Annotated in this window: 20 protein-coding genes; 14 read left to right on the top strand and 6 right to left on the bottom strand. The window is 41.0% G+C overall.

Going from position 1 to position 25089, the window contains the following annotated elements; all coding sequences use genetic code 11:
- The first annotated feature begins 59 nt into the window (after positions 1-59).
- The 7 genes from CWB62_RS17755 to CWB62_RS17785 all read left to right on the top strand — a co-directional run bounded on the left by CWB62_RS17755 (position 60) and on the right by CWB62_RS17785 (position 10381).
- Entirely contained in the window at positions 60-458 is a 399-nt protein-coding gene (locus CWB62_RS17755) for a DUF3224 domain-containing protein (RefSeq protein ID WP_138531035.1), read from the top strand.
- 17 nt (positions 459-475) lie between these two features.
- Complete coding sequence (locus CWB62_RS17760; RefSeq protein WP_138531036.1) at positions 476-658, top strand: hypothetical protein; 183 nt, start codon at positions 476-478, stop codon at positions 656-658.
- Positions 659-1276, top strand: coding sequence for a LysE family translocator (locus tag CWB62_RS17765; RefSeq protein ID WP_058403591.1), 618 nt, complete (start codon positions 659-661; stop codon positions 1274-1276). It begins immediately after the preceding gene.
- Between the two features lie 156 nt (positions 1277-1432).
- Complete coding sequence (locus CWB62_RS17770) at positions 1433-4312, top strand: TonB-dependent receptor (RefSeq protein ID WP_058403590.1); 2880 nt, start codon at positions 1433-1435, stop codon at positions 4310-4312.
- Positions 4313-4334: 22 nt separating this feature from the next.
- On the top strand, positions 4335-8639 hold the full coding sequence (locus CWB62_RS17775) for an alpha-1,6-glucosidase domain-containing protein (protein ID WP_058403589.1): 4305 nt from the start codon (positions 4335-4337) through the stop codon (positions 8637-8639).
- Positions 8640-8966: 327 nt separating this feature from the next.
- On the top strand, positions 8967-9512 hold the full coding sequence (locus CWB62_RS17780; protein WP_058403588.1) for a PH domain-containing protein: 546 nt from the start codon (positions 8967-8969) through the stop codon (positions 9510-9512).
- A gap of 107 nt (positions 9513-9619) precedes the next feature.
- Positions 9620-10381, top strand: a complete 762-nt coding sequence (locus CWB62_RS17785; protein ID WP_058403587.1) for a hypothetical protein — start codon at positions 9620-9622, stop codon at positions 10379-10381.
- A gap of 82 nt (positions 10382-10463) precedes the next feature.
- Here CWB62_RS17785 and CWB62_RS17790 read toward each other — a convergent pair whose 3' ends face one another.
- Both CWB62_RS17790 and CWB62_RS17795 read right to left on the bottom strand, forming a co-directional pair.
- A complete protein-coding gene (locus CWB62_RS17790) occupies positions 10464-10808 on the bottom strand; it encodes a rhodanese-like domain-containing protein (RefSeq protein ID WP_058403586.1) in 345 nt (114 codons plus the stop codon).
- 5 nt (positions 10809-10813) lie between these two features.
- On the bottom strand, positions 10814-11002 hold the full coding sequence (locus CWB62_RS17795; RefSeq protein WP_006794224.1) for a YgaP family membrane protein: 189 nt from the start codon (positions 11000-11002) through the stop codon (positions 10814-10816).
- 131 nt (positions 11003-11133) lie between these two features.
- Between CWB62_RS17795 and CWB62_RS17800 the strand changes: the two genes are divergently transcribed.
- Genes CWB62_RS17800 through CWB62_RS17810 form a run of 3 tightly spaced genes read left to right on the top strand, consistent with a single transcriptional unit; the run spans position 11134 to position 15780 of the window.
- Positions 11134-11436, top strand: coding sequence for an ArsR/SmtB family transcription factor (locus tag CWB62_RS17800; protein WP_138530224.1), 303 nt, complete (start codon positions 11134-11136; stop codon positions 11434-11436).
- 5 nt (positions 11437-11441) lie between these two features.
- Positions 11442-14717 carry an efflux RND transporter permease subunit gene (locus CWB62_RS17805; RefSeq protein ID WP_138530226.1) on the top strand — a complete coding sequence of 1092 codons (3276 nt, stop codon included), beginning with the start codon at positions 11442-11444 and terminating at the stop codon, positions 14715-14717.
- Entirely contained in the window at positions 14707-15780 is a 1074-nt protein-coding gene (locus CWB62_RS17810; protein ID WP_138530228.1) for an efflux RND transporter periplasmic adaptor subunit, read from the top strand. The genes CWB62_RS17805 and CWB62_RS17810 overlap by 11 nt, the downstream gene beginning before the upstream one ends.
- On the opposite strand, the gene CWB62_RS17815 is transcribed toward CWB62_RS17810, so the two are convergent.
- Positions 15773-16450 (bottom strand): nitroreductase family protein, encoded by a 678-nt coding sequence (locus CWB62_RS17815; protein ID WP_138530231.1) that lies wholly within the window; start codon positions 16448-16450, stop codon positions 15773-15775. The genes CWB62_RS17810 and CWB62_RS17815 overlap by 8 nt on opposite strands.
- A 188-nt stretch (positions 16451-16638) precedes the next feature.
- On the opposite strand from CWB62_RS17815, the gene CWB62_RS17820 reads away from it, so the two are divergent.
- The 4 genes from CWB62_RS17820 (at position 16639) to CWB62_RS17835 (ending at position 21918) form a co-directional block, all read left to right on the top strand.
- Positions 16639-17520: an ABC transporter ATP-binding protein gene (locus CWB62_RS17820; protein ID WP_138530233.1), complete on the top strand. Its 882-nt coding sequence runs from the start codon at positions 16639-16641 to the stop codon at positions 17518-17520.
- Between the two features lie 9 nt (positions 17521-17529).
- A complete protein-coding gene (locus tag CWB62_RS17825) occupies positions 17530-21108 on the top strand; it encodes an ABC transporter permease/M1 family aminopeptidase (RefSeq protein WP_138530235.1) in 3579 nt (1192 codons plus the stop codon).
- A gap of 172 nt (positions 21109-21280) precedes the next feature.
- Positions 21281-21592: a Bor family protein gene (locus CWB62_RS17830; protein WP_058403580.1), complete on the top strand. Its 312-nt coding sequence runs from the start codon at positions 21281-21283 to the stop codon at positions 21590-21592.
- Positions 21589-21918 carry a Bor/Iss family lipoprotein gene (locus tag CWB62_RS17835; RefSeq protein ID WP_058403579.1) on the top strand — a complete coding sequence of 110 codons (330 nt, stop codon included), beginning with the start codon at positions 21589-21591 and terminating at the stop codon, positions 21916-21918. Before CWB62_RS17830 ends, CWB62_RS17835 begins: the two co-directional genes overlap by 4 nt.
- 13 nt (positions 21919-21931) lie before the next feature.
- Here CWB62_RS17835 and CWB62_RS17840 read toward each other — a convergent pair whose 3' ends face one another.
- From CWB62_RS17840 to CWB62_RS17850, 3 genes are read right to left on the bottom strand one after another with little or no spacing between them, the layout of a single operon-like run.
- Positions 21932-23170 (bottom strand): ABC transporter permease, encoded by a 1239-nt coding sequence (locus tag CWB62_RS17840; RefSeq protein WP_138530237.1) that lies wholly within the window; start codon positions 23168-23170, stop codon positions 21932-21934.
- Positions 23163-23870, bottom strand: coding sequence for an ABC transporter ATP-binding protein (locus CWB62_RS17845; protein WP_058403577.1), 708 nt, complete (start codon positions 23868-23870; stop codon positions 23163-23165). The genes CWB62_RS17840 and CWB62_RS17845 overlap by 8 nt, the downstream gene beginning before the upstream one ends.
- Positions 23870-25036: an efflux RND transporter periplasmic adaptor subunit gene (locus CWB62_RS17850; protein WP_138530239.1), complete on the bottom strand. Its 1167-nt coding sequence runs from the start codon at positions 25034-25036 to the stop codon at positions 23870-23872. The genes CWB62_RS17845 and CWB62_RS17850 overlap by 1 nt, the downstream gene beginning before the upstream one ends.
- Positions 25037-25089: the final 53 nt, after the last annotated feature.

The raw sequence follows: 25089 nt of genomic DNA on the forward strand, positions 1-25089 counted from the left end.
GATATGGCATCATTGAATTAAAAATCAATAGCTTTAAAACTCATCAATAAGGAATCGTTATGACAAGCAACATAATAACAGGCCAATTTACGGTAGCATTAGCCCCAATAGATGGCTATGCCAAAGGTCAAAACGGCATTAATTTAGGACGTATGTCTATTGATAAAACATTTAAAGGTGCACTTAATGCTACTAGCCAAGGCGAAATGTTAAGCGCGATGACGCCAGTGCAAGGCAGTGCCGGTTATGTAGCAATTGAGCAAGTAATAGGCGAGCTTGAAGGCAAAAAAGGCAGCTTTGTATTACAGCATTTTGGCACTATGGATAAAGGCCAAGACAGCCTAATTTTAAATGTAATTCCCGACTCAGGCACTGATGAGCTAGAAGGATTAGCGGGTAGTATGAAAATACGCATTGAAAACGGTGTTCACTACTACGATTTTCAATACACGTTATAAGGTACACAGGGATTTAAATGCAAAAAGTAATCGAATTTAGAAAGACCCGCTTTATGGGTGGGGTAGACATAGCGGCGCTGAATGTTCGCATACAGGAATTAAATCAAGATGGCTGGAAGGTAATTAGCGCAGTGCCAATAACCGGTTTTTATGGGCAAGTGCATGGTTATACATTATTTATTGAAATTGACGAGCTGTAAATGACTCTTTCTATGTGGTTAGGCCTAGTGGCTATTTGTATGATGGGCGCAATGTCGCCGGGTCCAAGCCTTGCGGTTGTATTAAAGCATTCGCTTAACGGCAGTATGAAAAACGGCATGCTAGCGGCGCTAAGTCACGGGATTGGAGTGGGATTATATGCGGGAGCCTCATTACTTGGTTTGGGTGCGTTAATGCTGCAGTTTCCTACTGTGTATCAGGTGTTAGTGTATTTAGGCGCTGCCTATTTAGCTTACCTAGGAATTAAAATTTTATTGTCTAAACCCAACAATGATGAACTTAAAATACAAAATAGCGAAGTAAGTAGCATTAAAGCATTACAAGATGGGTTTGCCATTGCCTTTTTAAATCCCAAACTTGCTATTTTCTTTTTAGCCTTGTTTTCACAGTTTATTGATCCAGAAAATCTTACCCTAAGCATTGCAATGGTGATGTGTTTAACTGTATTTGTGATTGATACCGGTTGGTACTTACTTGTTGCCGCCCTAACAGAGCTTTCTAAAAACCGTTTTGGGTTTACTAAACACAATCCATGGTTAGACAAAGTACTGGGTTTTGTATTTGTTGCCTTAGCCATTAGGGTGGTAGTGAGTATTTAAGCTATTGCTAACTAAATTGCTCAAAATAGCTACAGCCTAAGTGGGCTATACTGCATACGTATTCATCACAAAATATTCACCTTTTGGTTACAATTTGTTGGGTGTGTTTTTACTGCACTGACACACCACACAAAACAATAACCAAAAGGCACACACATGCAAAAGTTTAAATTAAATGCGCTCATGCTGGCATTATTTGCCGCCAATAGTGCTATTGCAGCTACTGAAGAGCCACCTGAAGACACGAGTAAACCCGCTCAAGTTCAAACCGATGTAGAAGTGATTGAAGTGCGCGGCTTTAGTCGCAGCTTAATTCAATCGCTTAACCAAAAGCGATTTAGCGATACCGTTTCGGAGCAAATTTCTGCTGATGACTTAGGCGCCTTGCCTGATATTTCAATGGCCGATGCATTGACTCGTTTACCGGGTATTTCAGCTGTGCGTACTGGTGGGCAGGCTGCACAAATTAATATACGCGGGCTTTCGGGCGGCTTTGTATTTTCAACACTTAACGGTCGTGAGCAGGTATCTACAAGTGGTAGCCGCAGTATTGAGTTTGACCAATACCCATCAGAATTAATTAGCTCTGCGGCGGTATATAAATCGCCAAAGGCATCGCTTATAGAAGGTGGTGTGGCCGGTACGGTAGAGCTTGAAACTGCCAGCCCGCTTAATAATGATCAAAAACATAAATTTGTAGCTAATGTGCGCGGTATGTATAACGACCGTGCATCTGAGGTATCGGATGCCACTGAATTTGGCGACCGTATTAGCTTTTCGTATCAAGGTAAATATTTAGACGATACATTAGGTGTGGCACTGGGGTTTGCGCGTTTATTTCAACCAAGTGTAGCAACACAGTTTATTGGCCTTGCATACAACGATAGAAAAGATGTTGATGGCGCACCAAACGACACAAATGGCCCCATAGATAGCCCAGAAAGTGAATACATTAGCGAAGGCTTTGAGTTACAGCATTTAGGCGGTGAAGAAACCCGAAATGGTTATTTAGCTGCCATAGAGTGGGCACCGGTAGATAATTTTAAATTAAAAGGTGATGCGTTTTTATCTCGCTTTGATAAAGAGTCATTTGCCCGTGGTTTTAGGGTTAAATTAGGCGGCCCCTCGGCAGCATACGCAAATGCACAACTTGATGGCAATGCTGTAATTGGTGCAGCGGTTAATCGTACTTCGCAAAGTTATACCCGTGTTGAAATAGTGAATGACGACAACCAAGATTTTGACGAAGTAGACAGCTTTGGCGTTAATGCCGACTGGCAAGTAACCGATAGACTAAATGTTAATGCCGATGTAGCGCTTTCTCGCGCAAAAAGTAATTTTAGAAATGGCTTACTGTGGAGCTTAGTAGCAGAAGATGCCAATGCAGAAACGCCAGTATTTGATAACAACGTTGCAATTAACTATCAGTTAAATGGCTTAAATTTACCTGACGTTGGGTTTAATCAGGCGGCCGCCTTTAGTGATATAGACCGAGTAATGGTCAGTAAATATGGTATTTACCCTGATCAAACCGAAGATGAAGTAACGGCATTTAGACTCGATTTTAAATACGAGCTAGAAAGCGACATATTTAGCTCAGTTGAGTTTGGTGCGCGCTATTCAGATAGAGAATACAGCCGAAAGCGTTCGGTATTTGAGTACGGTAACGACGGGGCATTTTCATCAACGCAGCCCCCTTTGCGTTTAACCGACGATATGGCATCAGTGGTTGATTGGCAGGGCGACTTTAGTTATTTTCCATCGTATTTAGCCATTGATTTAAATAAAGCGCTTAATGCGTGGTTTCCAGATGGCACGCCACAGCCCGTTCAAACCTGGGGCAACGCCGATGGCGTAGACGACGCGCAAGGTTACACAACGAACTACTCGTGGTCAGTGTTGCAAAGCGGCTCGGTATTTGAAGATGTGTTAGCCGCGTACGTTATGGTAAACATTAACACGCAAATTGCCGGACTTGACCTATCGGGTAATGTGGGTGTGCGCCGTATCGAAACCGATCAATCGGCAACCGTACTTGAAAACGTAGCAGGCGATGCGCGCTTAGGTGCGCAAAATATTGTTGATGAGAATGGCATTGTAAATGATTTATACGCGCCTAATGTATTAGGCACTAAATACACCGATTACCTGCCTTCGCTAAATTTAAACCTGCAACTTAACGACAACTCGCTAGTTCGTTTTGCTGCGGCTAAAGTCATGTCGCGTGCACCAATAAACCGCTTAGCGGGCGATGCCAGCGCAAACGTAAGTGACGATGGTGTTATTAACGGTTCAAGTAATAACAACCCATTTTTAAAACCCTTTTATGCTGACCAGTACGACTTATCTTACGAATATTATTTTGAAGAAGGTAACGGTACTATCGCTGCGGCGCTATTTTATAAAAATATAGACTCGTTTGTAGAAATCTTATCAATCGAAAACTTCGATTTTAAAGGAAATGGCTTTAACGTACCTGACTCAATAGAAGATCCAGTCAGTGGCGAGCAAGTTGCAACGACCAACGGTATTTATACCACGGCAGTTAATAATGGCGAGGGTGGCTACATTAGAGGGCTAGAGCTTGCTTATACGCAAGTGTTTACCTTTTTACCTGAACCATTTAATGGTTTGGGCGCTAACGCAAGCTACTCATACACAGAAAGTGAAATTGAATCGATCACCAGTTTAGGGGGCGATACTCTCGTTCAATCTTTACCTGGGTTGTCTAATAATGTGCTAAATGCCACGTTATTTTATGCCTTAGACGATTTCGAAACGCGCCTTAATGTGCGTTACCGCGATGAGTTTGTATCAGAACAGGTTGCCATTAACGAACAGGTGGTTAATTTTGATGCTGAAACCGTCATTGATTTTCAAACGTCTTATCGCTTTAGCGATTCACTCACCATGCTTTTGCAAGTTAATAACTTAACCGATGAACCAACCCAAAGTTACTTTGGGTCGCAGCAACGAACAGGGACTACTCAGTACTTTGGTCGTCAGTTTTATCTTGGTTTTACATACAGTCATTAATTAGCAAACGGAGCGTTTAAAAATGAAAATTATAACAATGTCTAAATATTTGCTAATAGCCTTAGGGTTAATGATATTAGCAGGATGTGGTGGGACAGATGAGGTTGAGTCAGGACAGCAGCTTTTAACCTGCAATGTGCCACAAGTACCAAATGAAGCAGGTTCGCAATGTGTGGACCCTGAGCCTATAACGTGTGCAGCGCCGACTGTACCAGATGAAAAAAACGAAAGCTGTGTTGTGGGCGCCGACCCAACATTGCCTGATCCTATTGTATTTGCAGGTGAAGGTGAGGCGGTTTTATTTTATAACCGTTTAGCTGACGATAACTACGAAGGTTACCGATTACATTCGTGGAATAATGATGTGTGTGATGCTTATGCACCTCCATTTGACACGAGCGATTGGGCTAACGGCCATGAATATGATGGCATTGACCCAAACTACGGTGCCTACTGGATAATTAACCTCAAAGAAGGTTATAACGAGTGTGCTAATTTTATTGTGCACATTGGTACCGAAGGATCGGGTAAAGCGTTTGGTGATGTTGATTTAACCATGCCGCTTATGCAGGACGATGAAAAGTTTCAGCGTATGAACTTTACCATCCATGGTGAGCCTTCGGTGTTTGAATACCCTATTCTAAGCTTGGGCGAACGTCCGGTAGCGATAGATGGTGCATCAGCACATTGGATTGATTTAAATACAGTATTGTATAAGCCAAGTAATGAGCTTACACAAATTATTAAGTTGCATTCTTCAGCAACCGCTGACTTGGTGGTTGATTTAGACACTGGACTAAATGGTGAAACTGTTGAGCTGACTGCAACCGAGTTAAGTGATGAGCAAGCTGTAAAAGTACCGCATTTAATGGATTGGACTGCTTATCAGGGAAATTGGGATGCAGATGCTGCAAAGCAGCTTATAAAGCAACAGCTTGTTGTTGCAGGCTACGATGCCGATGGCAAGCTACTAGAAGCGACCTTTGTACAATCAGCAAAAGCATTAGACGCACTTTACACTCAAGGTGAAAGCGACGCGAATGAAGCCATGCTAGGTGTGCATTATAATAACAATGCAATCGATGTATCGGTTTGGGCACCCACTGCAAATAATATGATGATCACGGTTTTCGATGCTGATAAAACGCAAGTTGATAGCAGTGCGATGACTTTTGATAGCAACACAGGTATTTGGTCTATCAGTTTAGATAGCAAATACGATCGTCATTATTTCCGTTTTGCATTTGATGTTTATCACCCAACCACTAAAGCAATTGAAAGCTTATGGAGTACCGACCCATACTCACTCAATGTATCGAGTAATGGGCTTTATTCGCAACTAATCAACTTAAGCGACGACGACACTAAACCCGAAGGCTGGGATGAGCGTATCGTGCCTACTATTACTAACCCAGAAGATGCGGTTATTTATGAAGGCCATGTACGTGACTTTAGTATTCGCGACCAGTCAGTAAGCGAAGCAAACCGCGGTAAATACCTTGCATTCACTGAGCTTGAAAGCGTGCCAATGCAGCACCTTAAGCAATTAGCAGATAAGGGCTTAACACACTTTCATTTACTCCCAGTAACTGATATTGGCACCATTGAAGAAGATGCCTCACAGCGTGTGGAAATTACAGACACCTTAGGTAAATTATGTGAGCGTATTAACGATGAAGCGGATGCGTGTAAAATCGAAGATAAAAGCAGCACCATTGTCGATATTATGCAAAGTTACCTACCTGGCTCAGATGATGCACAAGCACTAGCCAGTGCGATGCGTGATTTAGACGGCTTTAACTGGGGTTATGACCCTCATCACTTTATTGCGCCTGAGGGCTCGTATGCATCAAGCAGCGATGGCATTGCTCGCGTAGTTGAGACTCGCGCTATGGTGCAATCACTGCAAGAAGTAGGACTTCGTGTTGTACTTGATGTGGTTTATAACCATACAACGTCGTCGGGTATCTGGGAAAAATCAGTGTTTGATAAGTTGGTACCGGGTTATTACCACCGTTATAACGAAGTAAGCGGTGAAATAGAGCGCTCAACCTGTTGTGAAAACACAGCAACTGAACATGTGATGATGGATAAGTTTGTTGCAGATTCAATGGTTATTCTTGCTCGTGACTTTGGTTATGACAGCTTTCGTTTTGATGTAATGGGCCATATGCCTAAATCATCAATATTAGCTGCGCGTGAAGCAGTGCAAGCAGTCGACCCTGATAACTATTTTTACGGTGAAGGCTGGGATTTTGGTGAAGTAGCTAACAATCGTTTATTCACACAAGCTAAACAGGCTGATATGGCAGGCTCAGAAGTCGGTACATTTAACGACCGTATTCGTGAAGCTGTGCGTGGTGGTGCAATGTTTAGTAATAACCCGACAGATGGCAACCTAGCCGAACAAGATACGTTACGGTTATCGCTGACGGGCAACTTACAAAATTACATTCTTAAAGACTTTAAAGGTAATTCATCTAAAGGAAATAGCTTTACTTGGAATACGCAACCAACAGCGTATGCATTAGACCCAGCAGATAGCATTAACTACGTGTCTAAGCATGATAACGAAACACTGTGGGATCAGTTGCAATACAAACATGCATCAAGCATGAGTATTGAGCAACGTGTGCGCGCGCACAACATGGCATTGTCTATTCCACTTATTAGCCAAGGCATTCCATTTATGCAATTGGGCGCTGATTTACTGCGTTCTAAGTCAATGGATCGTGATAGCTATAATGCCGGTGATTGGTTTAATGCTGTTGATTTAACCAAGGAAAATAATAACTGGAACATTGGTTTACCAAACGCAGAGAAGAACCAAGAAAAATGGTCTGAAATTATGCCTATCTCTGCTAATCCAGATGCACAGGCAATGCCGCAAGACATAGCCTATGCAGGTGATGTATTTAACGAGTTTTTACAAATACGTAGCAGCAGCCCACTATTTAGATTAACCACGGAGCAAGATGTTATTGAGCGAGTGGGTTTTCATAATGTGGGTAAAAACCAGCAACATGGCTTAATTGTAATGAGCATTGATGATGGCGAAGGGCTAACAGACTTAGACCCAGCACTTGATGCGCTTGTTGTCGTGATTAACGCAACCGAGCAAACTCTTAGCCATACTATTGCTACCGCAGCGGGCTTTGAATTACACGATGTATTAAAAAACAGTGTTGATACAAGCATGATCAGTGCTAATTTTGCTGCTGGCGAAAACGAAGGCACATTTACTGTACCGCCTTACACGTTAGCTGTTTTTACTAAAAACCAAGGTAAGAGCCAAGGTACTGGTTTAAGTGCAAATGCAACCGTAGGTGCACCTGATGTTGTACCTTATGGCAGCACCGCAGTGTTTGTTCGTGGTACGTTAAACGACTGGGGCACACGCGATGCATTCGACTATATTGGCGAAGGTGAATACCGTATAGCAATTGCGCTAAGCGCTGGCGACTACGAATTTAAAATTGCCTCTGAAGATTGGTCAACGGTTGATTTTGGCGCGCTTTCTGATGCCGATAAAGACGTTGTTGAAAATCAAAGCGAGCCATTAACGCGCTCAGGTGCAAACATGACCTTTAGTGCTGCTATTGATGCAACTTATGTATTTTCGCTTGATGCTTCAAACCCAGAAAATCCAACGCTTACTTTATATAATGAAGAGCCATTTGTAGGCACTGCCATCTATGTGCGTGGGACGCTTAATGGGTGGGGAATAACCGATGAGCTGAGCTATCAAGGTAAAGGTATTTATACTTTTACTAAAACACTGAGTGCTGCAAGCTATGAATTTAAAATAGCGTCTGAAGATTGGAGCACGGTTGATTATGGCTCTGGCGAGAGTGATGCAATTGTAATGATAGGCACTGCAGAGCAGTTATCGGTTGCAGGCGCAAATATGACCATGGATATTGCAGAAGAAGGTGAATACCAGTTTATATTTGACGCCAGTGATTTAAATAACGTATCACTGAAAGTACTTAACGCTGAAATGTTTGCACAAACACCGGTGTTTATTCGCGGCAGTTTAAATGGGTGGGGTACAGACAACCCACTGATGTACGAAGGTAATGCGGTTTACTCTACATCCATAGAGTTAGAAGCGGGCGACTATGAGTTTAAAGTAGCGTCTGAAGATTGGAGCACCGTTGATTATGGCGGTACAGGTGAAGCACCTTTAGCCACTGTTGGTCAGCTTACTTCACTCGAAGCCATAGGCGCTAATATAGCACTCAATATTACCGAACAAGGTAATTACACCTTTAAGGTAATAGGTCCAGATAGAGAAAATGTGAGCATACTTATAGATAAACAGTAGCAGTTATATTTTCCCAGACCTAAGCCGAGCATACCTTTGTATGCTCGGCTTTTTTAATGCCTTATTAAATGCATATTAAAAACGGGTGTTAACCCATGGTATTCGCGTTCCAATGTGAAAATAAACTTTATGTAAAGTGAAGCCAGTTCAGAGCATAGGTTGAAGATATTTTTTGTTTAAAAGGAGGTTATAAAAGGAAGTGTGACAATTTATTTCAATGCAAGAAGTTAAATTGCATTAAAGTTACTGTTCACGTAACTTAAGTATCTAAAGGCGTAAAGCGACCTAGTTCAGGGTATACGCTCTCATGAAATTAAGGATAAATTTATGAATAACCTCGTTTTAAAAAGCGCATCTTTCGACCCCAAAGTTCAGCAATACTGGATGCTAATGGCCACTTTTTTTAGTGTGTTAGCACTGGTGGCCATTCCGTTATTACCCATTGTTTTAGCGATTGTGTGGCTGGTGGGAGGGCGAATATTGGCGGCTATGTCGGCACAATTACTCACGCAAAAGCTCGTTGTAAAACGCGGGATATTTTTTAAAGAAGAAAAATCAATACCGCTAGAAAAAATAACCGATGTAGGCCTAAGTCAAGGCCCAATAATGCGCATGTTTGGTCTGTATCGGTTAAGTTTTGAAACAGCAGGGCAGTCTGGCCACGGTGCATTAGTGTCATTACTTGGTGTTGAAAATGCCAGTGAATTCAGAGAAGCCATACTTGAGCAAAAAGATAACTTAACTGCAAACACACCAGTAAAATCATCAAATGAAGAAACCCCGCAAAGCCAACTAGAGTTAATACGTGCACTTACCTATAGCGTAAAAAACATAGAGAATATGCTTGTTACGCTACTTGATGAAAAAAAATAGCTTTTGCTACACAAAAAAGCACTTACTAAGGAACTTAAAAAAGTATGCTGAGATATGGACTGTTTTTATGTTTATTGATTAATACGGTTACGATTAAGGCCAGTGGCATGCCACCTTATTTTAATGAGGATATAGACGCAGAATATAGAGCATTGCTAAAGCATGCTGGAGATATATTACCTAACAGTGATTTACCTCTCGCGTATCTGCCGTTATTTTATCCTTTTAGTTTTCTTGATATTCATCCGACTAAGTTTAAAAGTGATAAAGATAAACAAGCGTTTGCAAACTTTAATTTAGGTGTTTTGGGTCGTAATTTTTTAAATATAAATAAGGCACAACTCTCCAAATTACCTGCTGTTACGATATGTAAAAAACAAGCATGCAAAGAAGAACGGTTAGGCTTAATTGACGACTTTTTAAAAGTAACGATGAATGAGCTACTTAAATTCAATCAGTCAAAAGATTTAAATCTTATTCAGCAAACAGACATGTTTGTTTATCGAATAAATAATACATTTTTCACGCCAGCTCAACTTGTTACTTATTATCCATCTAAGTATGCGGGATTTGTTCCCTCAGCTAATTATAAAGTTTTTGAGTTAGGTGAAAATGAAGAGTTAATGACGTTATCAGCAGAAACTAAGCAAGTTAGGGAGTTAATGAATGCTTATAATGTTGCTGCTATCACTAAAAATGATGACAAAAGCATGAGCATAATTTTTGGAGGAGTGAGTGATAACCATTGGGGTGTTGTTGTTAATTACAGTTCAAGAATGCCAACTCAAGGTGAGTATAACCACATGGGCTTAGAATATGACATTATTGAAAAAATATCAGAAACGCACTTTTATTTTCAAACAAATTAAGTCCAACCTGAATAAGTCAGCTCGACAATTTTTTATCGTCGAGTCTACTAACTAAGGCTCTAATTATTTGGGTGTATAATAATTAAAAAGCGTCACACACCTGTGCTGCGTTACAAGTAATAACGGTGACGTTTTCGTATCCTATACGTGTGATTGCTTCAGCACTTAATGTTGCACGCGCGCCACTAGCGCAATGTAAGTAAATAGGACGGGAAGCGTCTTTTTCTATTTCCATTAACTTCATTTCTAGTAATCCGCGCGGAATATTAATTGCGCCTACAGCAGGATTGGTGGCATGTTCTGCGGGTTCGCGCACATCAATAAGTAAGCCCTTGTTTTCGCTAATCTCTTGTTTTGCTTGCTCAGCGTCGATACGTCGTTGGTTAGGTGTAATAACTTTTAGTAAATCGGGGATAGAAGTAAGCATTATATTTATTCCTTAACGCCAAATTTGCGTAGTAGTGTAATCATAGGGCACCAGCTAGTGAAAGCCGATTGCATTAAGTTTAGGGCAATAAACACAGTAAAATATACCCACCTAGGATCGTGATAGGTTTGTAATAAAATTGAGATCACAATCATTATGCCTGCGATCAGACGAAGCGCATTATTGAGTTTCATTATAGTCGGTCACTTATCCAGTTAAATACATAATTACTATAATCGTATTTTATATATTAGTAAATCCTAATATTAGACTTTTCTAATGTAACAATTTATACTGCTATCACATTAGATTATTAGAGCTTTATATGAATATTGATTTTACTGCTATGGCGGGGAACGTTGAGCAAGCAGAGCAGCTATTAAAAATTTTAGCTAATAAAAATCGTTTAATGATTTTATGTTCATTGCAAGATACCGAAATGAGTGTAACGCAGCTTAATGAAGCGGTACCGTTAGCACAGTCGGCACTTTCTCAGCATTTGGCTGCCCTTAGAAAAACGAATGTTGTTGCTACTCGCCGTGAAGGACAAACTATTTATTACCGTGTGATTGATCAAAATGCTATTCATCTTTTAGGCACATTGTATGGTTTGTTTTGTAAGGGGTAGTGCCCATGAATATGATTGATGATGCAGTAAAAAGCAGTTTAACGGGTCGTATTCCAGTTATTATTTTTGTGTTATCAATTTTGTTAGGTCTGTTTGCTTTAAAACAAACACCTCGCGAGGAAGAACCGCAAATAGTGGTGCCTATGCTTGATATATATGTATCGGCTCCTAACGTTGAAGCGCCCGAAGTGACACGGTTGGTGACTCAACCACTTGAAAAGTTACTTGCCCAGCTTGGCGGTGTTGAACATATTTACTCAACCACACAAACTGGCGCTAGCGTGGTGACACTTAGGTTTGAGGTGGGCCATGATCGTGAACAAGCTATTTTAGATACCTACGCCAAGCTTAATAGTTACCAGCATACAATGCCTTCTGTTATTGAACACTGGCAAATTCGGCCCATTGAAGTCGATGATGTTCCCATTGTTATGCTTGGGCTATACAGCAAAGATCCGCAGCTGTATGGCGATTACGAATTAACGCGATTTGCAAACGAAATTGCTAATGGTTTACAACGTATTGAAAACACTAGCGAGGTAAAAGTGATTGCTGGGCGTAAACGCACGCTCACCGTCAATTTAAATGCCAGCGCGTTGGCTGCTCACCAAACGACTATATACGATGTACTTTATGCATTAAATATATCTAATCAGCTCACACAGGTGGGCAGTGTTATAAATGGCCAGCAAAAAATAGCCCTGCAAGCAGGTGACGTTTTACGTAATAAGTCTGCAGTAGAGCAGCTTGTAGTTAATGTAGTAAATGGTAAAAGTGTTTACTTACTTGATATTGCAAATGTGATTGGCGGCCCTGGCGAGATTGAACATTACCAATGGCTTGCACAATCTTCTAATGAGCAACACTCACCTATGGTCACATTAAGTGTGGCTAAGCAAACAGGCACGAATGCTGTGGCGGTTGCAAACGATGTTCATCAAATGATGGCTGAGTTATCACGCACGCTTTTACCGCCCGAGGTGAGTTATTCGGTATTAAGAGATTACGGGCAGACCGCCAATGAAAAAGTAAATAATTTAACATCAAGCTTGGTGTTTGCTGTATTTACGGTAGTGATTTTTGTTGGGGTATTTTTGGGTTGGCGACCCGCCATTGTTGTTGGGTTAGCTGTGCCTATTTGCTATGGCATTACACTGTCACTGGATTTTGCGTTTGGTTATACCATTAACCGAGTAACGTTATTTGCACTTATTTTATCGTTAGGGTTATTGGTCGATGACCCAATTACAGGCATTGATAATATAAGCCGTTTTTTAGATAAAAAAGGCAATAAAAAACAGCAAATAGTTGGCGCAATGAGCGAAATTCGCGGTGCGTTACTTATGTCTACTTTAACTATTATGATGGCATTTATTCCGCTGGCATATATTACCGGCATGATGGGGCCATACATGGCACCGATGGCATTTAATGTTCCAATCAGCGTGATGGTGTCTACCATTGTGGCGTTTTTTGTAACGCCTTGGCTTGCGATGAAGTTACTCAAGCCCAATACAGATACCCACACAGAAGTTGAGCCAAAAATAAGTATTTATCAAACGTTATTAAGCCCATTGCTTGTCTCAAGGCAGCGCGCAAAATGGGTATTATGGGGCACATTAATTTTATTTATTATTAGCGCCATGCTACCTGTTATGCGTTTGGTGCCTTTAAAGCTATTACCATTTGATAATAAAAACGAGCTACAAGTATTAATAGATATGCCAGAGGGAACACATTTAGAACGAACGGCTGCCTTTACTCAACAGGTGCAAACACTCACATGGCAATTAAACGAAGTAAGTGAAATAGCGGCGTACGTTGGTAAGCCTTCAAGTATGGATTTTAATGCGATGGTACGTGGCTATTATCGGCGTGAAGCTGCACATTTAGCAGAGCTAAGAGTGTTATTGATTGATAAGTCTGAACGCGAGCATCAATCACATGCTGTGGTTATGCGCTTACGCAAACAGCTCGCACCTTTAGCAAAACAAGGCATAGTAATAAAAGTTGTTGAGGTGCCTCCTGGGCCGCCGGTATTAAGTACTTTAGTTGCTGAGGTTTACCGAGATGATTTTGTTGATCAGCAAACTCATTACCAAGCAGCTAAACAATTAGCTGAACGTTTAAAGCAAGAGCCACACGTAGTTGAAGTGGATACCTCTTTGGTTGCACCTTCACTTTTGCAGCGTTTTGTAACCGATAAGAGCAAAGCAGCACTCAGTGCCATTTCCACTCAAAATATTGCTCAATCGTTAAGTGTTGCCACACAAGGTGAAACCGTGGGTGTGCTTTACGTAAGTAACGAAACAGAGCCTGTTGATATTAAATTACAGTTACCATATAGCGAGCGTAATCAAATTTCGCAATTACTTGCACTGCAAGTCAGGGGGGATAGAGATTTAGCTAAAACCAGCAATGAATTTGGCTTACAAAGTGCACCAAGGCCATTAGTGTCGCTTTCAGAATTAGGTAAATTTACGCAACATCAGGTTGCTGACATTCGGGTTCGTAAAGATCAACGCGATGTAATTTATGTTATGGCTGAGCTAAACGGGCGAACGCCCGCAGAAGTTATTGCAGACGTAAATGCTGACTTTAACGCCGAGCCTAACTATTTTGAAAAAACACCGTGGATAAACCGCCACTTTTTTAATAATGGCGGTACTGTGCCATGGCAGTTACCTAAAGGCACTTATGCCAATTTTAGTGGCGAGGGGGAGTGGCGCATTACCATAGATGTGTTTAGAGATATGGGAATTGCATTTGCCTTCGCACTTAGTGCCATATTTATTATTTTACGTGTACAAACACAATCTGCGAGCTTGTCGTTAATTATTATGTCGGCTATTCCGCTCACTGTTATAGGTATTATGCCAGGCTTTTGGTTTTTAAATCAGTTTGGAGAGCGTGTTATAGCCGGCGCTCCTGAGCCGGTACTATTTACCGCTACAGCGATGATTGGGATGATTGCCCTTGCTGGTATTGTGGTTCGTAATTCGCTTATTTTAGTTGAATTTATTAATCAAGCACGAGGCCAAGGCATGGCTATAAAAGATGCGCTGGTTGCTGCAGGAACAGTGCGTATGCGTCCTGTATTATTAACCGCAGGCACGACCTTATTGGGTAACTTAGTAATCACACTAGACCCGGTATTTAGCGGGCTCGCGATTGCGATAATTTTTGGTATTGTGGCGTCTACTGTATTTTCGTTATTTGTAGTGCCACTTGTTTATTATTTAGTGTTTGCAAGTTCAGAGGGTGAAGCGCATGCAGGGTAAATCAAAACTAATCGGCGCTTTAATCGCTTTATTGGTAATTATTATGGCTGTGCTTTACATGGCAGGCAGCTTTTCTGATCAACAAACTGCTGGTTTAAAAGAATCACAACACAGTAATTATCAGGGCGAGCGCGTCACCATTGCCCTGCAAAGCATTACCGGTAGTGAGCAAGTGCCGGGTAGTGTAATAGCAAAACAAAATACGCAAATTTCATCAAATGTGATGGCGCAGGTTGAGCAGTTAAAAGTACGAGCGGGCGATAAAGTCACTAAGGGCGATTTACTTATTACCCTCAAGCAAGATGATTTTAAAGCGGCGTTGGCACAAAGCGACGCTAATATTAACGCCGTGCAAGCATCGTTGACGCAAGCTCAAAAGCAATTAGCCAGACTGACTAACTTAAATGCTAAAGGGTTAGTATCTGTTAGCGAAGTAGATGACGCTAAAGCTAAATTTGATAACCTCACGGCTAATTTAGCCGCCGCTAAGCAGCAACAAGCACAAGCCAAAGTGGCATTAAATTATACTCAAATAACGGCACCCATTTCGGGTGTGGTGGTTGAGCGCTTAACAGAGCCTGGCGATACCGCAACACCGGGTAAGCCACTCATTACTGTATATAACCCATTGCAATTACAGGTTGAATTTAATGTACGTGAACAACAAGCAGTAAAATTAAAACTAGGGGATAACTTAAACGTAGTACTGCCATCGCTCAATTTAACTATTTCGGCTACAGTGAGTGAAATAGTCCCTGTTGCGGACAATAGCGCGCGCAGCTTACTTATTCGTTTAGACACGAATACACAATTAGGCTTGATCCCTGGGCTTTACGCACAGCTACAATTGCCCACAAAAAACGCTCAAGGTATTTTAATTGAGCCAAGCTGGGTGCATGAGTTTGGTCAATTAAGCATGGTGTATGTATTGGAAAACGAAACGCTAGTTAAACGTTTCGTCCGTTTAGGCGCCAGAGTAAATAATAAGCAGCATGTGGTTGCTGGCCTGAAAGAAGGGGATGTACTGGCTATAGATTATGTCCCCTTGCAAAGTATTAAATAAAACTGGCTATTTCATCAATCGTTTTTTTATCTAGGGCATGCATTGGTACTGTTGCATGTTCATCGGGGTAGCCTGTAATTAATAGCATGTAAGGGCGTTCGTTGTCTTTATCTCGGTCACAAATGTCCGTTAAAAAGCTCATCGGTTTTGGGGTGTGGGTCAGTGTCGCAAGGCCTGCACGGTGCAGAGCTTGTATTAAAAACCCCGTTGCTAGCCCAACAGACTCATGCACATAATAATTTGTATTTTTATCATCGGTACTCACACCGCCCTTTTTTTGACTAAATACAGCAATAAGCCAAGGTGCATGCTCTAAGTAGGGTTTGTTAGCATCGGTGCCTAAAGGCTTTAATGCATCTAACCATTCCTCGCCTGCTCGCCCTTCGTAAAAAGATCGCTCTAGCTTTTCAGCCGCGTCGCGTATTTGCTTTTTAACATCTGCACTATTAATAGCCACAAAATGCCAAGGCTGGTGGTTTGCGCCACTGGGTGCTGTACCTGCTGCTTTTATGCAGGTTTCGATAATCTCTTTTGGCACTGGGCGGTTGCTAAAGCTGCGAATACTATGACGACGTTGGCTTGTTTGTAAGAATTCATTTGCACGGGCCAACATTTCATCCTGTGGATATTCTATGAAATCGGTCAATGGCTGGTTTTTATGTTCTTGCATGGCTTTTCGCTTCTTATCAGTAATGTGTGGTTTTTATACCGAGAGGCTCACTGCTAAGCAAGTGTTATTAGAATGAATTGTTGTTTATTTATTGTTACAAAGTTAACTGGTTACTAACTTATGTTCCCGTTTTTAATGTGGTATAAAACGGTATAAAAAATAATACTTACAATTCAAGGAAGTAAAAAATGCTATCAATAACAGGGTTATCAAAAACCTACGACAACGGCGTACACGCATTGCAAGGCGTTGATTTATCGATAGGTAAAGGTATGTTTGGACTACTTGGGCCAAATGGTGCCGGTAAGTCATCATTAATGCGCACCATTGCAACGTTACAATCTGCCGACGCGGGTTCAATTATCTTTGATGGTATTGATGTGTTTAAAGACCCACAAGCACTGCGCCAACGCTTAGGTTACCTTCCACAAGATTTTGGTGTTTACCCACGTGTTAGTGCTTACGACTTGTTGGATCATATGGCTGTTTTAAAGGGCATTCATAACAAAGCTGAGCGAAAAGAGTCGGTTGAAGGCCTACTGGCTCACACTAATTTATATCAACATCGCTCAAAAGCGGTTAGTGGTTTTTCGGGCGGGATGCGCCAGCGTTTTGGTATAGCACAAGCATTGCTGGGCGACCCAGATTTACTCATCGTTGATGAACCAACTGCAGGTTTAGATCCTGAAGAGCGTAACCGTTTTCATAACTTATTGGTAAGCTTAGGCGAGCAAAAAGTCGTTATATTATCAACCCATATAGTAGAAGACGTGGCAGAGCTATGCCCTAATATGGCCGTACTGGCTGGCGGTAAAATTTTATTAGAGGGCAACCCGATTGCGCTTACCGATAAACTGCAAGGCCAAATTTGGCGCAAAGCCATGAGCCAAGAAGAAGCGCAAGAGCTTGAGCCACAGCTACCTGTTATTTCTAAACGCTTATTTGCTGGGCAAACCATATTGCATGTATTAGCCGAACAAGCTCCTGAAGGTTTTCAACCAAGCCATGCAAACCTAGAAGACGTGTACTTTTCTACTTTGCTCAATCATCGTAATAGCCAAGAAGCATAAGGGGGCGCTATGTTTTTTAATATGCTCGCGTTTGAGCTGCGCTATTTTGTGCGCCAGCCTTCGTTTTATATTGTTTCATTAATGTTCTTTTTTATGGCGTTTTTTATCAGCTCTTCTAGCAAATTTCCGCTAGGCGGCGCTAATGTACATATGAATTCGCCTTTCTCAATTATGATGTTAACCATTACATTTTGTGTATTTGCGATGTTTTTGGTAGTTAACTTTGTTGCCAGCTCCGCCATTAGAAATAGTGAAAGTAAAATGGACGAACTGGTTTTTAGTAAGCCTGTTAATCCTATTCCTTATCAAACAGGGCGTTTTTTTGGTGCTTACTTAGTGGTGCTGGTTGTATTTTTAACCGTGCCGTTAGGCGTGCTTTTAGGGGCGCAATTTGGCTTATCAGTTGGGTGGCTCGATAGTGAGCTAGTAGGTCCAAATAAGTTTGTGTATTACGCCGCACCTTATTTTTATATTGCAGTACCAAGTTTACTGGTGCTTTCGGCTATTTTTAACAGCGTAGCTGTCTATTTTAAAACCATGATGTCGGTGTATGTAGCAGCCGTTGTTATTTTTATCGCTTATCAAATCGCCAGTGCTTATTTTGATGATTTAGCATTTAGAAATATAGTTGTTTACGCCGACCCATTTGGCTTGGGGTCTTTAATTGATTTGACGCGTTACTGGACTGTGAGTGATAAAAATACAGAAGTGCTTACCCTCAGCGGTGATTTGTTAGTTAACCGTATTTTGTGGGTTGTACTGGGCTTAGCTATGTTTTTTAGCCTTGGAAGATTAAGTAACCGCATAGTAGCTAAAAAACAGAAAAAGCAATTTAAAGTCTCTGCATTTGTGCAAAATAAACAAGCTGCACTGATTAATAATGCTAAAAATTACAAGTCTGCAGGAGCAAGTACGCAATCGCAGTTAATAATGCGCAGTATATTTGAACTTAAACAAGTAATATTTAGCGCGCCATTTATGATTTTAGCGGGTGTAAGTATTGTAACGCTTATGATTCCGCTGTTTGCTCCCATTGGCGCTTACGGTACAACTAACTGGCCAATTACCGCGAATATGGTCAATATTATTAGCGGTATTTCGGGTTTATTTTTGTTTGTTATTATCGCTTTTTATAGCGCTGAGCTTGTTTGGCGAGAACGTCAAAGTGGTATGGGCGATATTGTTGACAGCTTTCCAGTACACAACAGCGTTTTTTGGGTATCAAAAATACTGGCGTTAATAACAGCTATTTCAGGCTTGTTTCTTGTTGGGATGGTGCTAACAATTACAGTGCAGCTATTTAAAGGGCAATTTAATTTAGAGTTAGGGCAGTATTTATTCAGGATTGTTTATTTATCGCTTTTACCGTTAATTATGCTTACGGTGCTTGCCTTCTTTTTACAAATTATTAGCCCAAATAAATACGTAGGAATGGGGTTATTTATTTTGTACTACATAGTGCAAATGGTAATGGATTCGTATGGATTTGAACACAATATGTATCATTTTTCGAAAAGCAGTAGTGTACCGTACTCTGATATAAACGGCTATGGACACTTTTTACAAGCAGCGCATTGGTACACATTGTATTGGGGTGCATTAAGTCTTGTTTTGGCTATCGTAGGATTTGCGTTATGGCATAGAGGACCTTCACAAACGCTGCGTACACGCCTGTCTATGCTTCGTTATAATATGTCGTTAAAGGGGCAAGTAATTGTTTGTGTTAGTGCACTGGTGTTTGTTGGTGCAGGTTATAACATTTATTACAATACGCGTGTTTTAAACGAATTTACCACAAGTGATGCGTTTCAAGACAAGCAAGTAAGCTATGAAAAACAGTTTGCACAATACAAAGATTTAGCCGTGCCTATGGTGACAGATGTAGACTTAACTGTTGATATTTATCCTAAAAAGCGTGCTTTGAGTGCAGTTGCAAAAATAAAGTTTACTAATACATCTAATGAGCCAATTTCGCGAGTGCTAATAAGTTCACCGCAACACGCCAAAAGCTGGGATGTAACGATGGCTGGCGGTAAAATTGTTGAAAAATTACCAGCGCTTTATTCTGCATGGTTTGAATTTGATCAGCCCCTTATGCCAAATGAAATAAGAGAAGGGCAGCTGTCTGTCACTCGCGATCATACAGGCTTTACCGATAGTGGCTCTGATACACAGTTAGTGGCTAATGGCACGTTTATTAATAACTGGGAGCTGTTTCCCAATTTTGGTTACAACCGTCGTTTACAGGTGGCTGATAAATTTGAGCGCCGTAAACATGATTTACCTGAGCTAGAACGAGCAAATAAACTTGAAGATAGCCAGTACTATACACAAAGTGATTTTGGTCAAGCCACGGGGTTTATTAACTTTAAAGCAACGGTAACGACCGATGAATCGCAATTTGCGATTACGCCTGGTTATTTACAAAGTGAAAGCGTAAAAGATGGGCGCCGAACCTTTGTTTATGAAATGGATGCACCTATTATAAACTTTTATGCGGTGCAGTCGGCCGAACTGGAAAGTAAAAAGGTTGAGCATAATGGTGTAAATATTGAGGTTTATTTCCATAAAAGTCATGCGTGGAATGTTGACCGCATGATTGAATCGGTTCAAGACTCGATAGATTATTTTACACAAGCATTTGGCCCCTATCAGCATAAGCAATTACGTATTATTGAATTCCCTCGCTATCGCTCATTTGCGCAAAGTTTTGCTAATACTGTTCCTTATTCAGAAAGCATTGGTTTTGTTACAGACTCAAGGGATGAAAGTAAAATTGACCTACCTTACTATGTAACCGCACATGAAGTGGCGCATCAGTGGTGGGGTCATCAAGTATCAGGCGCCAATGTAGAAGGCGCCGCCGTTATGTCGGAGACGCTTTCACAATACAGTGCCCTTATGGTGCTTGAAAAGCGCTTTGGCCCAGAAAAGCTACGTAAGTTTTTAAAATACGAATTAGATAGGTATTTAATGGGCCGCACTGGAGAAGCGTTTGAAGAAATGCCGCTATATAAAACACAAGCCCAGCAATACCTTCATTACAATAAAGGATCTGTGGTGATGATGGCGATTTATGATCGCTTAGGTGAAAAACGTTTAAACGCTGCCCTTAAGGCATTTTTAAATGAGTTTAGATACCAGTCAACGCCATACCCAACAACGCTTGATTTACTCAGTTATTTAAAACAAGATGCAACGCAAGCTGAGCAAAGCTTTATTGATGATCAGTTTAAATATATCACTTTGTATGAGCTAGAAATGAAAGAGGTTTCAATTTCAGACGAAGCCGACAGTGATGGCTTTTATAGCGTTACGTTAAACGTTGAAGCTGTTAAGCAACGTGCTGATGGTCAAGGTGAAGAAACAGAACAGCCACTCGACGAGTTAATTGATATTGTGTTGTTTAGCGATGATCCTGAAAACCTACTCGCTGAAGATTTTGTGATTTACTCACAAAAACACCAAATAGTAACGGGCACTAATATCATTGAGTTAAAGGTAAAAGAAAAACCTTTATTTGCAGGAGTCGATCCGTACGTAAAACTGGTTGATAAAGACAATGTAAATAATTTGGCTAAGTTTTAATAGCTGAAACTAAACTTACTCAAAGGCCGCAATTTTGTGGCCTTTTTTTTGTGTAAAAAACTGTTTGAAATCTGTAAGGTTGGCTACATTTTTCACACAGCTTCTTACGCATTAAGTTACTGGGTTACTGTAAAGTTTATTTACTGAAAGTGAGTACCAAGCAAGGACAAACATGAAATCATTAATAATGGGGTTTGTAGTATTAGGCTTAAGCGCCTGTTCTGCCGTTACCATACAGCCACACGCTATCGCAAAAATTACAAGTAAAGCAACCTACGAGGATAGCCGTCCATTTTACTTATGGGGGTTAGTAGGGGAGGAACGCGTGGATGTAAAACAGATTTGTACAGATACACAAGCTGCTCAAATGCAGTCGCAGCAAACATTTAGCGATGGTGCGTTGAGTTTAATTACGCTTGGTATTTATTCACCACACACAGTAAAAGTATGGTGTGAAGAGCAAAATACGCAGGAGGCGTTATGAATCTTAAATTAATTTTAGGCAGTATTACATTTGCTATGTTAACTGGTTGCACAAATATTTATTTTGATAATGGTGTACCTGAAAAAGTTAACAATCAATCACATAATAGCTCTCAGTGGCATCATAATTTTGCTTTAGCTTTGTATGAGGGATCTGATGCGGTTGATTTGAGTGAGCATTGCCCGCAAGGACAATGGCAGACGGTGCATACTTATAAGTCATTTAGTAATGGAGTGGCGGAGATTGTAGTTAATCAGGTAGGCCCAGCTTGGTACCCTAAAACAGTTGAAGTAAGCTGCACTAAGGTACCTTTTAAAGCTGAGTAGCGATTGATGCCAACTATTCGTATCGTAATGCTTCAATAGGGTTTAGCCTTGCTGCTTTAATAGCGGGGGCTAAGCCAAATACAATACCAATGAGAGACGTAAAACCGAACGATAACATCACAGCCCAACCAGGTATGTAAGCATCGGGCATACTGGGAACAATAAACGAAATAAATGTGGCAGCACCATAGCCTATAGCTAGGCCAATTAATCCGCCAAACAACGACAGTACCACTGCTTCCACCAAAAACTGTAGCATAATAAAGCCGGGTGTTGCGCCCAATGCTTTAAGTGTACCTATTACTCGGGTGCGCTCAGTCACCGATACCAACATGATATTCATTACGCCAATACCTCCTACAACAAGGCTTATACCAACAATACCGGCAGTGATCGCCGTAGCGCTCCCCGTAAACTTATCAACATTAGCACGGGCTTTTTCTGCGGTTTCAAATTCAAAGTCGTTTTCTTCACCGTCTTTTAATTTATGTAATTGGCGTAAAATACGTGTTATTTTGGCTAAAGTAAGCTCTTCATCGACCCCTTCTTTAAGTCTAAACATTATTTGTACGTTACTCGTGCTGCTAGCGCCCTCTAGCGCGCTCATAGTACTGATTGGAATATTTATATAATCATCTTGATCAAAGCCAAATAAGCTACCTTGTTTTTCGGCTACTCCAATGATCCTAAACCATTCGCCACCAAGTTTGATATATTCTCCTACGGGGTTGTCGGGTAAATTTAACTTTTCAATAATAGAAGGACCAATAAACGCAACCCGACGGCGTTTTTCGTCATCTTCCGCGCGAATAAAGCGGCCTAATTCTGGAAACGTACGGTATGCTTTTTGATAATCTTGTTCGGTTCCCATTACCCGTGATGAATGACTTTTATTTCCGTATTCAGCGCCACCAGAAAAACGCCATGTAAACATAAGCGCGGTTAGTGTTTCGGCTTCTTTTATGCGTGCTTTTAGTGTTAAAAAGTCGGAGTAAGTCAGCTTTGCGTTTTTACCAACCATTTCTTGCTCAATGCTTGTGAATGGTTTGATTGAGGTTACATCGGGTGCCATGTCAGCAAGTTGATCGTTAATTTGTTTAGTAAAGCCCTGCATAACTGCAACCACAGTTATAACGGCTGCAACACCAATAATAATACCTAAACAGGTTAATGCGCTGCGCATTGCGTTGGCCTTAATAGCCATTAATGCTGCTTTTGTTCCTTCCATAATGGCAATGGCAGATTTAAACATGTTGTTTTTCTCCTTCGCCTTTTTTTACATCACTCACTACCTTACCATCTACCAAGCGGATAACCCGTTGGCAATGGTCTGCAATTTCTTGCTCGTGGGTCACTAAAATAATAGTGTGCCCCTCATTATGTAGTTCATCAAACAAGGTCATTATTTCTGCTGTGGTCTTACTATCAAGATTCCCCGTGGGTTCATCTCCTAGTAAAATATGTGGTTTAGTTACTAATGCGCGAGCAATAGCTACACGTTGACGTTGCCCACCTGAAAGCTGACTGGATAGGTGATCAACCTTGTCGCCAAGACCAACCCGTTGCAATGCTTCAAGTGCTTTTTGTTTGCGTTGTTTTGCGGGTATAAAACGATAAACCAAAGGTTGCATTACATTTTCAAGTGCAGTTGCCCTAGGCAATAAGTTAAAGCTTTGAAAAATAAATCCGACGCTTTCATTACGTTGATGCGCAAGTTCGGTTTCGGTCATACTTTTTACAAGTTTATCTTTTAAAAAGTAATCGCCACTAGTGGGGGTATCTAAGCAGCCAAGTAAGTTCATTAAAGTTGATTTACCTGAGCCTGAAGGGCCAATAATGGCTACATATTCATTTTCATTCATGACGATATTTACATCATCTAACGCTTTAAATACCTGCTCGCCCATTACATATTGTTTGTTGATGTGTTCTAACTTAATTACCGCAGACATTATATTGCTTCCTCGTCTGCATCATTTTTAAGTGAAACAACATCGCCTTCTCGCAGCTTACTAATTGGTCGAGCAGGGCCAATAACCACATTATCGCCTTTGCTTAGCCCTTCTGTTATGGCTTGCTCAATGTCAGACGAAATACCAACACTTACTATTACTTTACTCACGGTATTATCGCTATTTAAGCGCCATACAAAGGTTTTACCCTCTTCTTTTTGTATTGCTTCAATAGGGAGCTTTAAACCGTTTTCGGCAATGCTTGTAGCAATTTCTGCTCGGCAACTCATACCTGCATAAAGCTGGCGATCTGTTGGGTCTAATAGTACTTTAACTCTAAAAGAAAGCCCTTGCGACCCTGGTTGGTTTTTAGCTGATGTACCAATATTAATGACTTTGCCGCTAAAAGGTTTGTTAGGGTAAGCTGCGGCATAAATATCAGCTTGTTGATTTAGTTTTATGCTGGCTATATCTGTTTCATCAACTCGAAGCTCTGCTAAAATAGCGCTAGGGTCGGCAACAAGCATAAGGTCTGAACCAATAATATTAGTTGTGCCTGCAATAACCGTTTCGCCTTCTTTAATATTAACCGAGGCTAGTAAGCCACTCATTGGCGCTCTAAATACACTTTTACTTAGGCGATCTTGTGCTATTTGAAGCGACGCTTGTGCTTGGTTATATGACTCTTTGCGTGATTCGATATCTATTTTTGCTAGATCGCGAGCGCTTTTTATATTTTCAAAGCTTTCTTGATTTCCTAATCCAACATCGTATAGCTCTTTTTGCCTTTTTAATTGACGCTCTAAATTAGCAAGACGAGTTTGGCTATGTTTTATTTCAATTTCGGTTGCACGAAGAACAGCTTGGTTTCGGTTTACTTCTGATTCGAAGGCCGTTGTATCAAGGCGCATTAAAATATCCCCTTGCTTAACGCTTTGCCCTTCTTCTACAAAAACCTTATCGACACGACCAGTTACCTCAGAGCGCAATTGCACTTGGGTATTAAAAACTAGATTGCCCGACGCCATGATTGAATCAGCAATACTTCCTTGCTCAACCTGTGCAATATTTACTAGTGCTTGCTTTTTATCATCTGTTACTTGCTTAGAAACTATTAGGCCTATAAACGCGACTACAGCTATCGTTATTATTATTGCTTTTTTCATATATACATCTGTCCGTGAATAAGTAGCGCAGAGGTAAAATACCTCTGCTTATT

It is taken from the genome of Pseudoalteromonas sp. S408, from assembly GCF_005886645.1.
In the GTDB taxonomy this organism is placed as follows: Bacteria; Pseudomonadota; Gammaproteobacteria; order Enterobacterales; family Alteromonadaceae; genus Pseudoalteromonas.

Bases quoted from the DNA above. Each gene is read 5' to 3' on its own strand.
- CWB62_RS17755 (WP_138531035.1), top strand. From the start codon at position 60: ATGACAAGCAACATAATAACAGGCCAATTTACGGTAGCATTAGCCCCA.
- CWB62_RS17850 (WP_138530239.1), bottom strand. From the start codon at position 25,036: ATGAAAAAAGCAATAATAATAACGATAGCTGTAGTCGCGTTTATAGGC.
- CWB62_RS17790 (WP_058403586.1), bottom strand. From the start codon at position 10,808: ATGCTTACTTCTATCCCCGATTTACTAAAAGTTATTACACCTAACCAA.
- CWB62_RS17830 (WP_058403580.1), top strand. From the start codon at position 21,281: ATGAAATCATTAATAATGGGGTTTGTAGTATTAGGCTTAAGCGCCTGT.
- CWB62_RS17760 (WP_138531036.1), top strand. From the start codon at position 476: ATGCAAAAAGTAATCGAATTTAGAAAGACCCGCTTTATGGGTGGGGTA.
- CWB62_RS17825 (WP_138530235.1), top strand. From the start codon at position 17,530: ATGTTTTTTAATATGCTCGCGTTTGAGCTGCGCTATTTTGTGCGCCAG.
- CWB62_RS17780 (WP_058403588.1), top strand. From the start codon at position 8,967: ATGAATAACCTCGTTTTAAAAAGCGCATCTTTCGACCCCAAAGTTCAG.
- CWB62_RS17775 (WP_058403589.1), top strand. From the start codon at position 4,335: ATGAAAATTATAACAATGTCTAAATATTTGCTAATAGCCTTAGGGTTA.
- CWB62_RS17835 (WP_058403579.1), top strand. From the start codon at position 21,589: ATGAATCTTAAATTAATTTTAGGCAGTATTACATTTGCTATGTTAACT.
- CWB62_RS17800 (WP_138530224.1), top strand. From the start codon at position 11,134: ATGAATATTGATTTTACTGCTATGGCGGGGAACGTTGAGCAAGCAGAG.
- CWB62_RS17810 (WP_138530228.1), top strand. From the start codon at position 14,707: ATGCAGGGTAAATCAAAACTAATCGGCGCTTTAATCGCTTTATTGGTA.
- CWB62_RS17840 (WP_138530237.1), bottom strand. From the start codon at position 23,170: ATGTTTAAATCTGCCATTGCCATTATGGAAGGAACAAAAGCAGCATTA.
- CWB62_RS17815 (WP_138530231.1), bottom strand. From the start codon at position 16,450: ATGCAAGAACATAAAAACCAGCCATTGACCGATTTCATAGAATATCCA.
- CWB62_RS17820 (WP_138530233.1), top strand. From the start codon at position 16,639: ATGCTATCAATAACAGGGTTATCAAAAACCTACGACAACGGCGTACAC.
- CWB62_RS17785 (WP_058403587.1), top strand. From the start codon at position 9,620: ATGCCACCTTATTTTAATGAGGATATAGACGCAGAATATAGAGCATTG.
- CWB62_RS17805 (WP_138530226.1), top strand. From the start codon at position 11,442: ATGAATATGATTGATGATGCAGTAAAAAGCAGTTTAACGGGTCGTATT.
- CWB62_RS17795 (WP_006794224.1), bottom strand. From the start codon at position 11,002: ATGAAACTCAATAATGCGCTTCGTCTGATCGCAGGCATAATGATTGTG.
- CWB62_RS17845 (WP_058403577.1), bottom strand. From the start codon at position 23,870: ATGTCTGCGGTAATTAAGTTAGAACACATCAACAAACAATATGTAATG.
- CWB62_RS17765 (WP_058403591.1), top strand. From the start codon at position 659: ATGACTCTTTCTATGTGGTTAGGCCTAGTGGCTATTTGTATGATGGGC.
- CWB62_RS17770 (WP_058403590.1), top strand. From the start codon at position 1,433: ATGCAAAAGTTTAAATTAAATGCGCTCATGCTGGCATTATTTGCCGCC.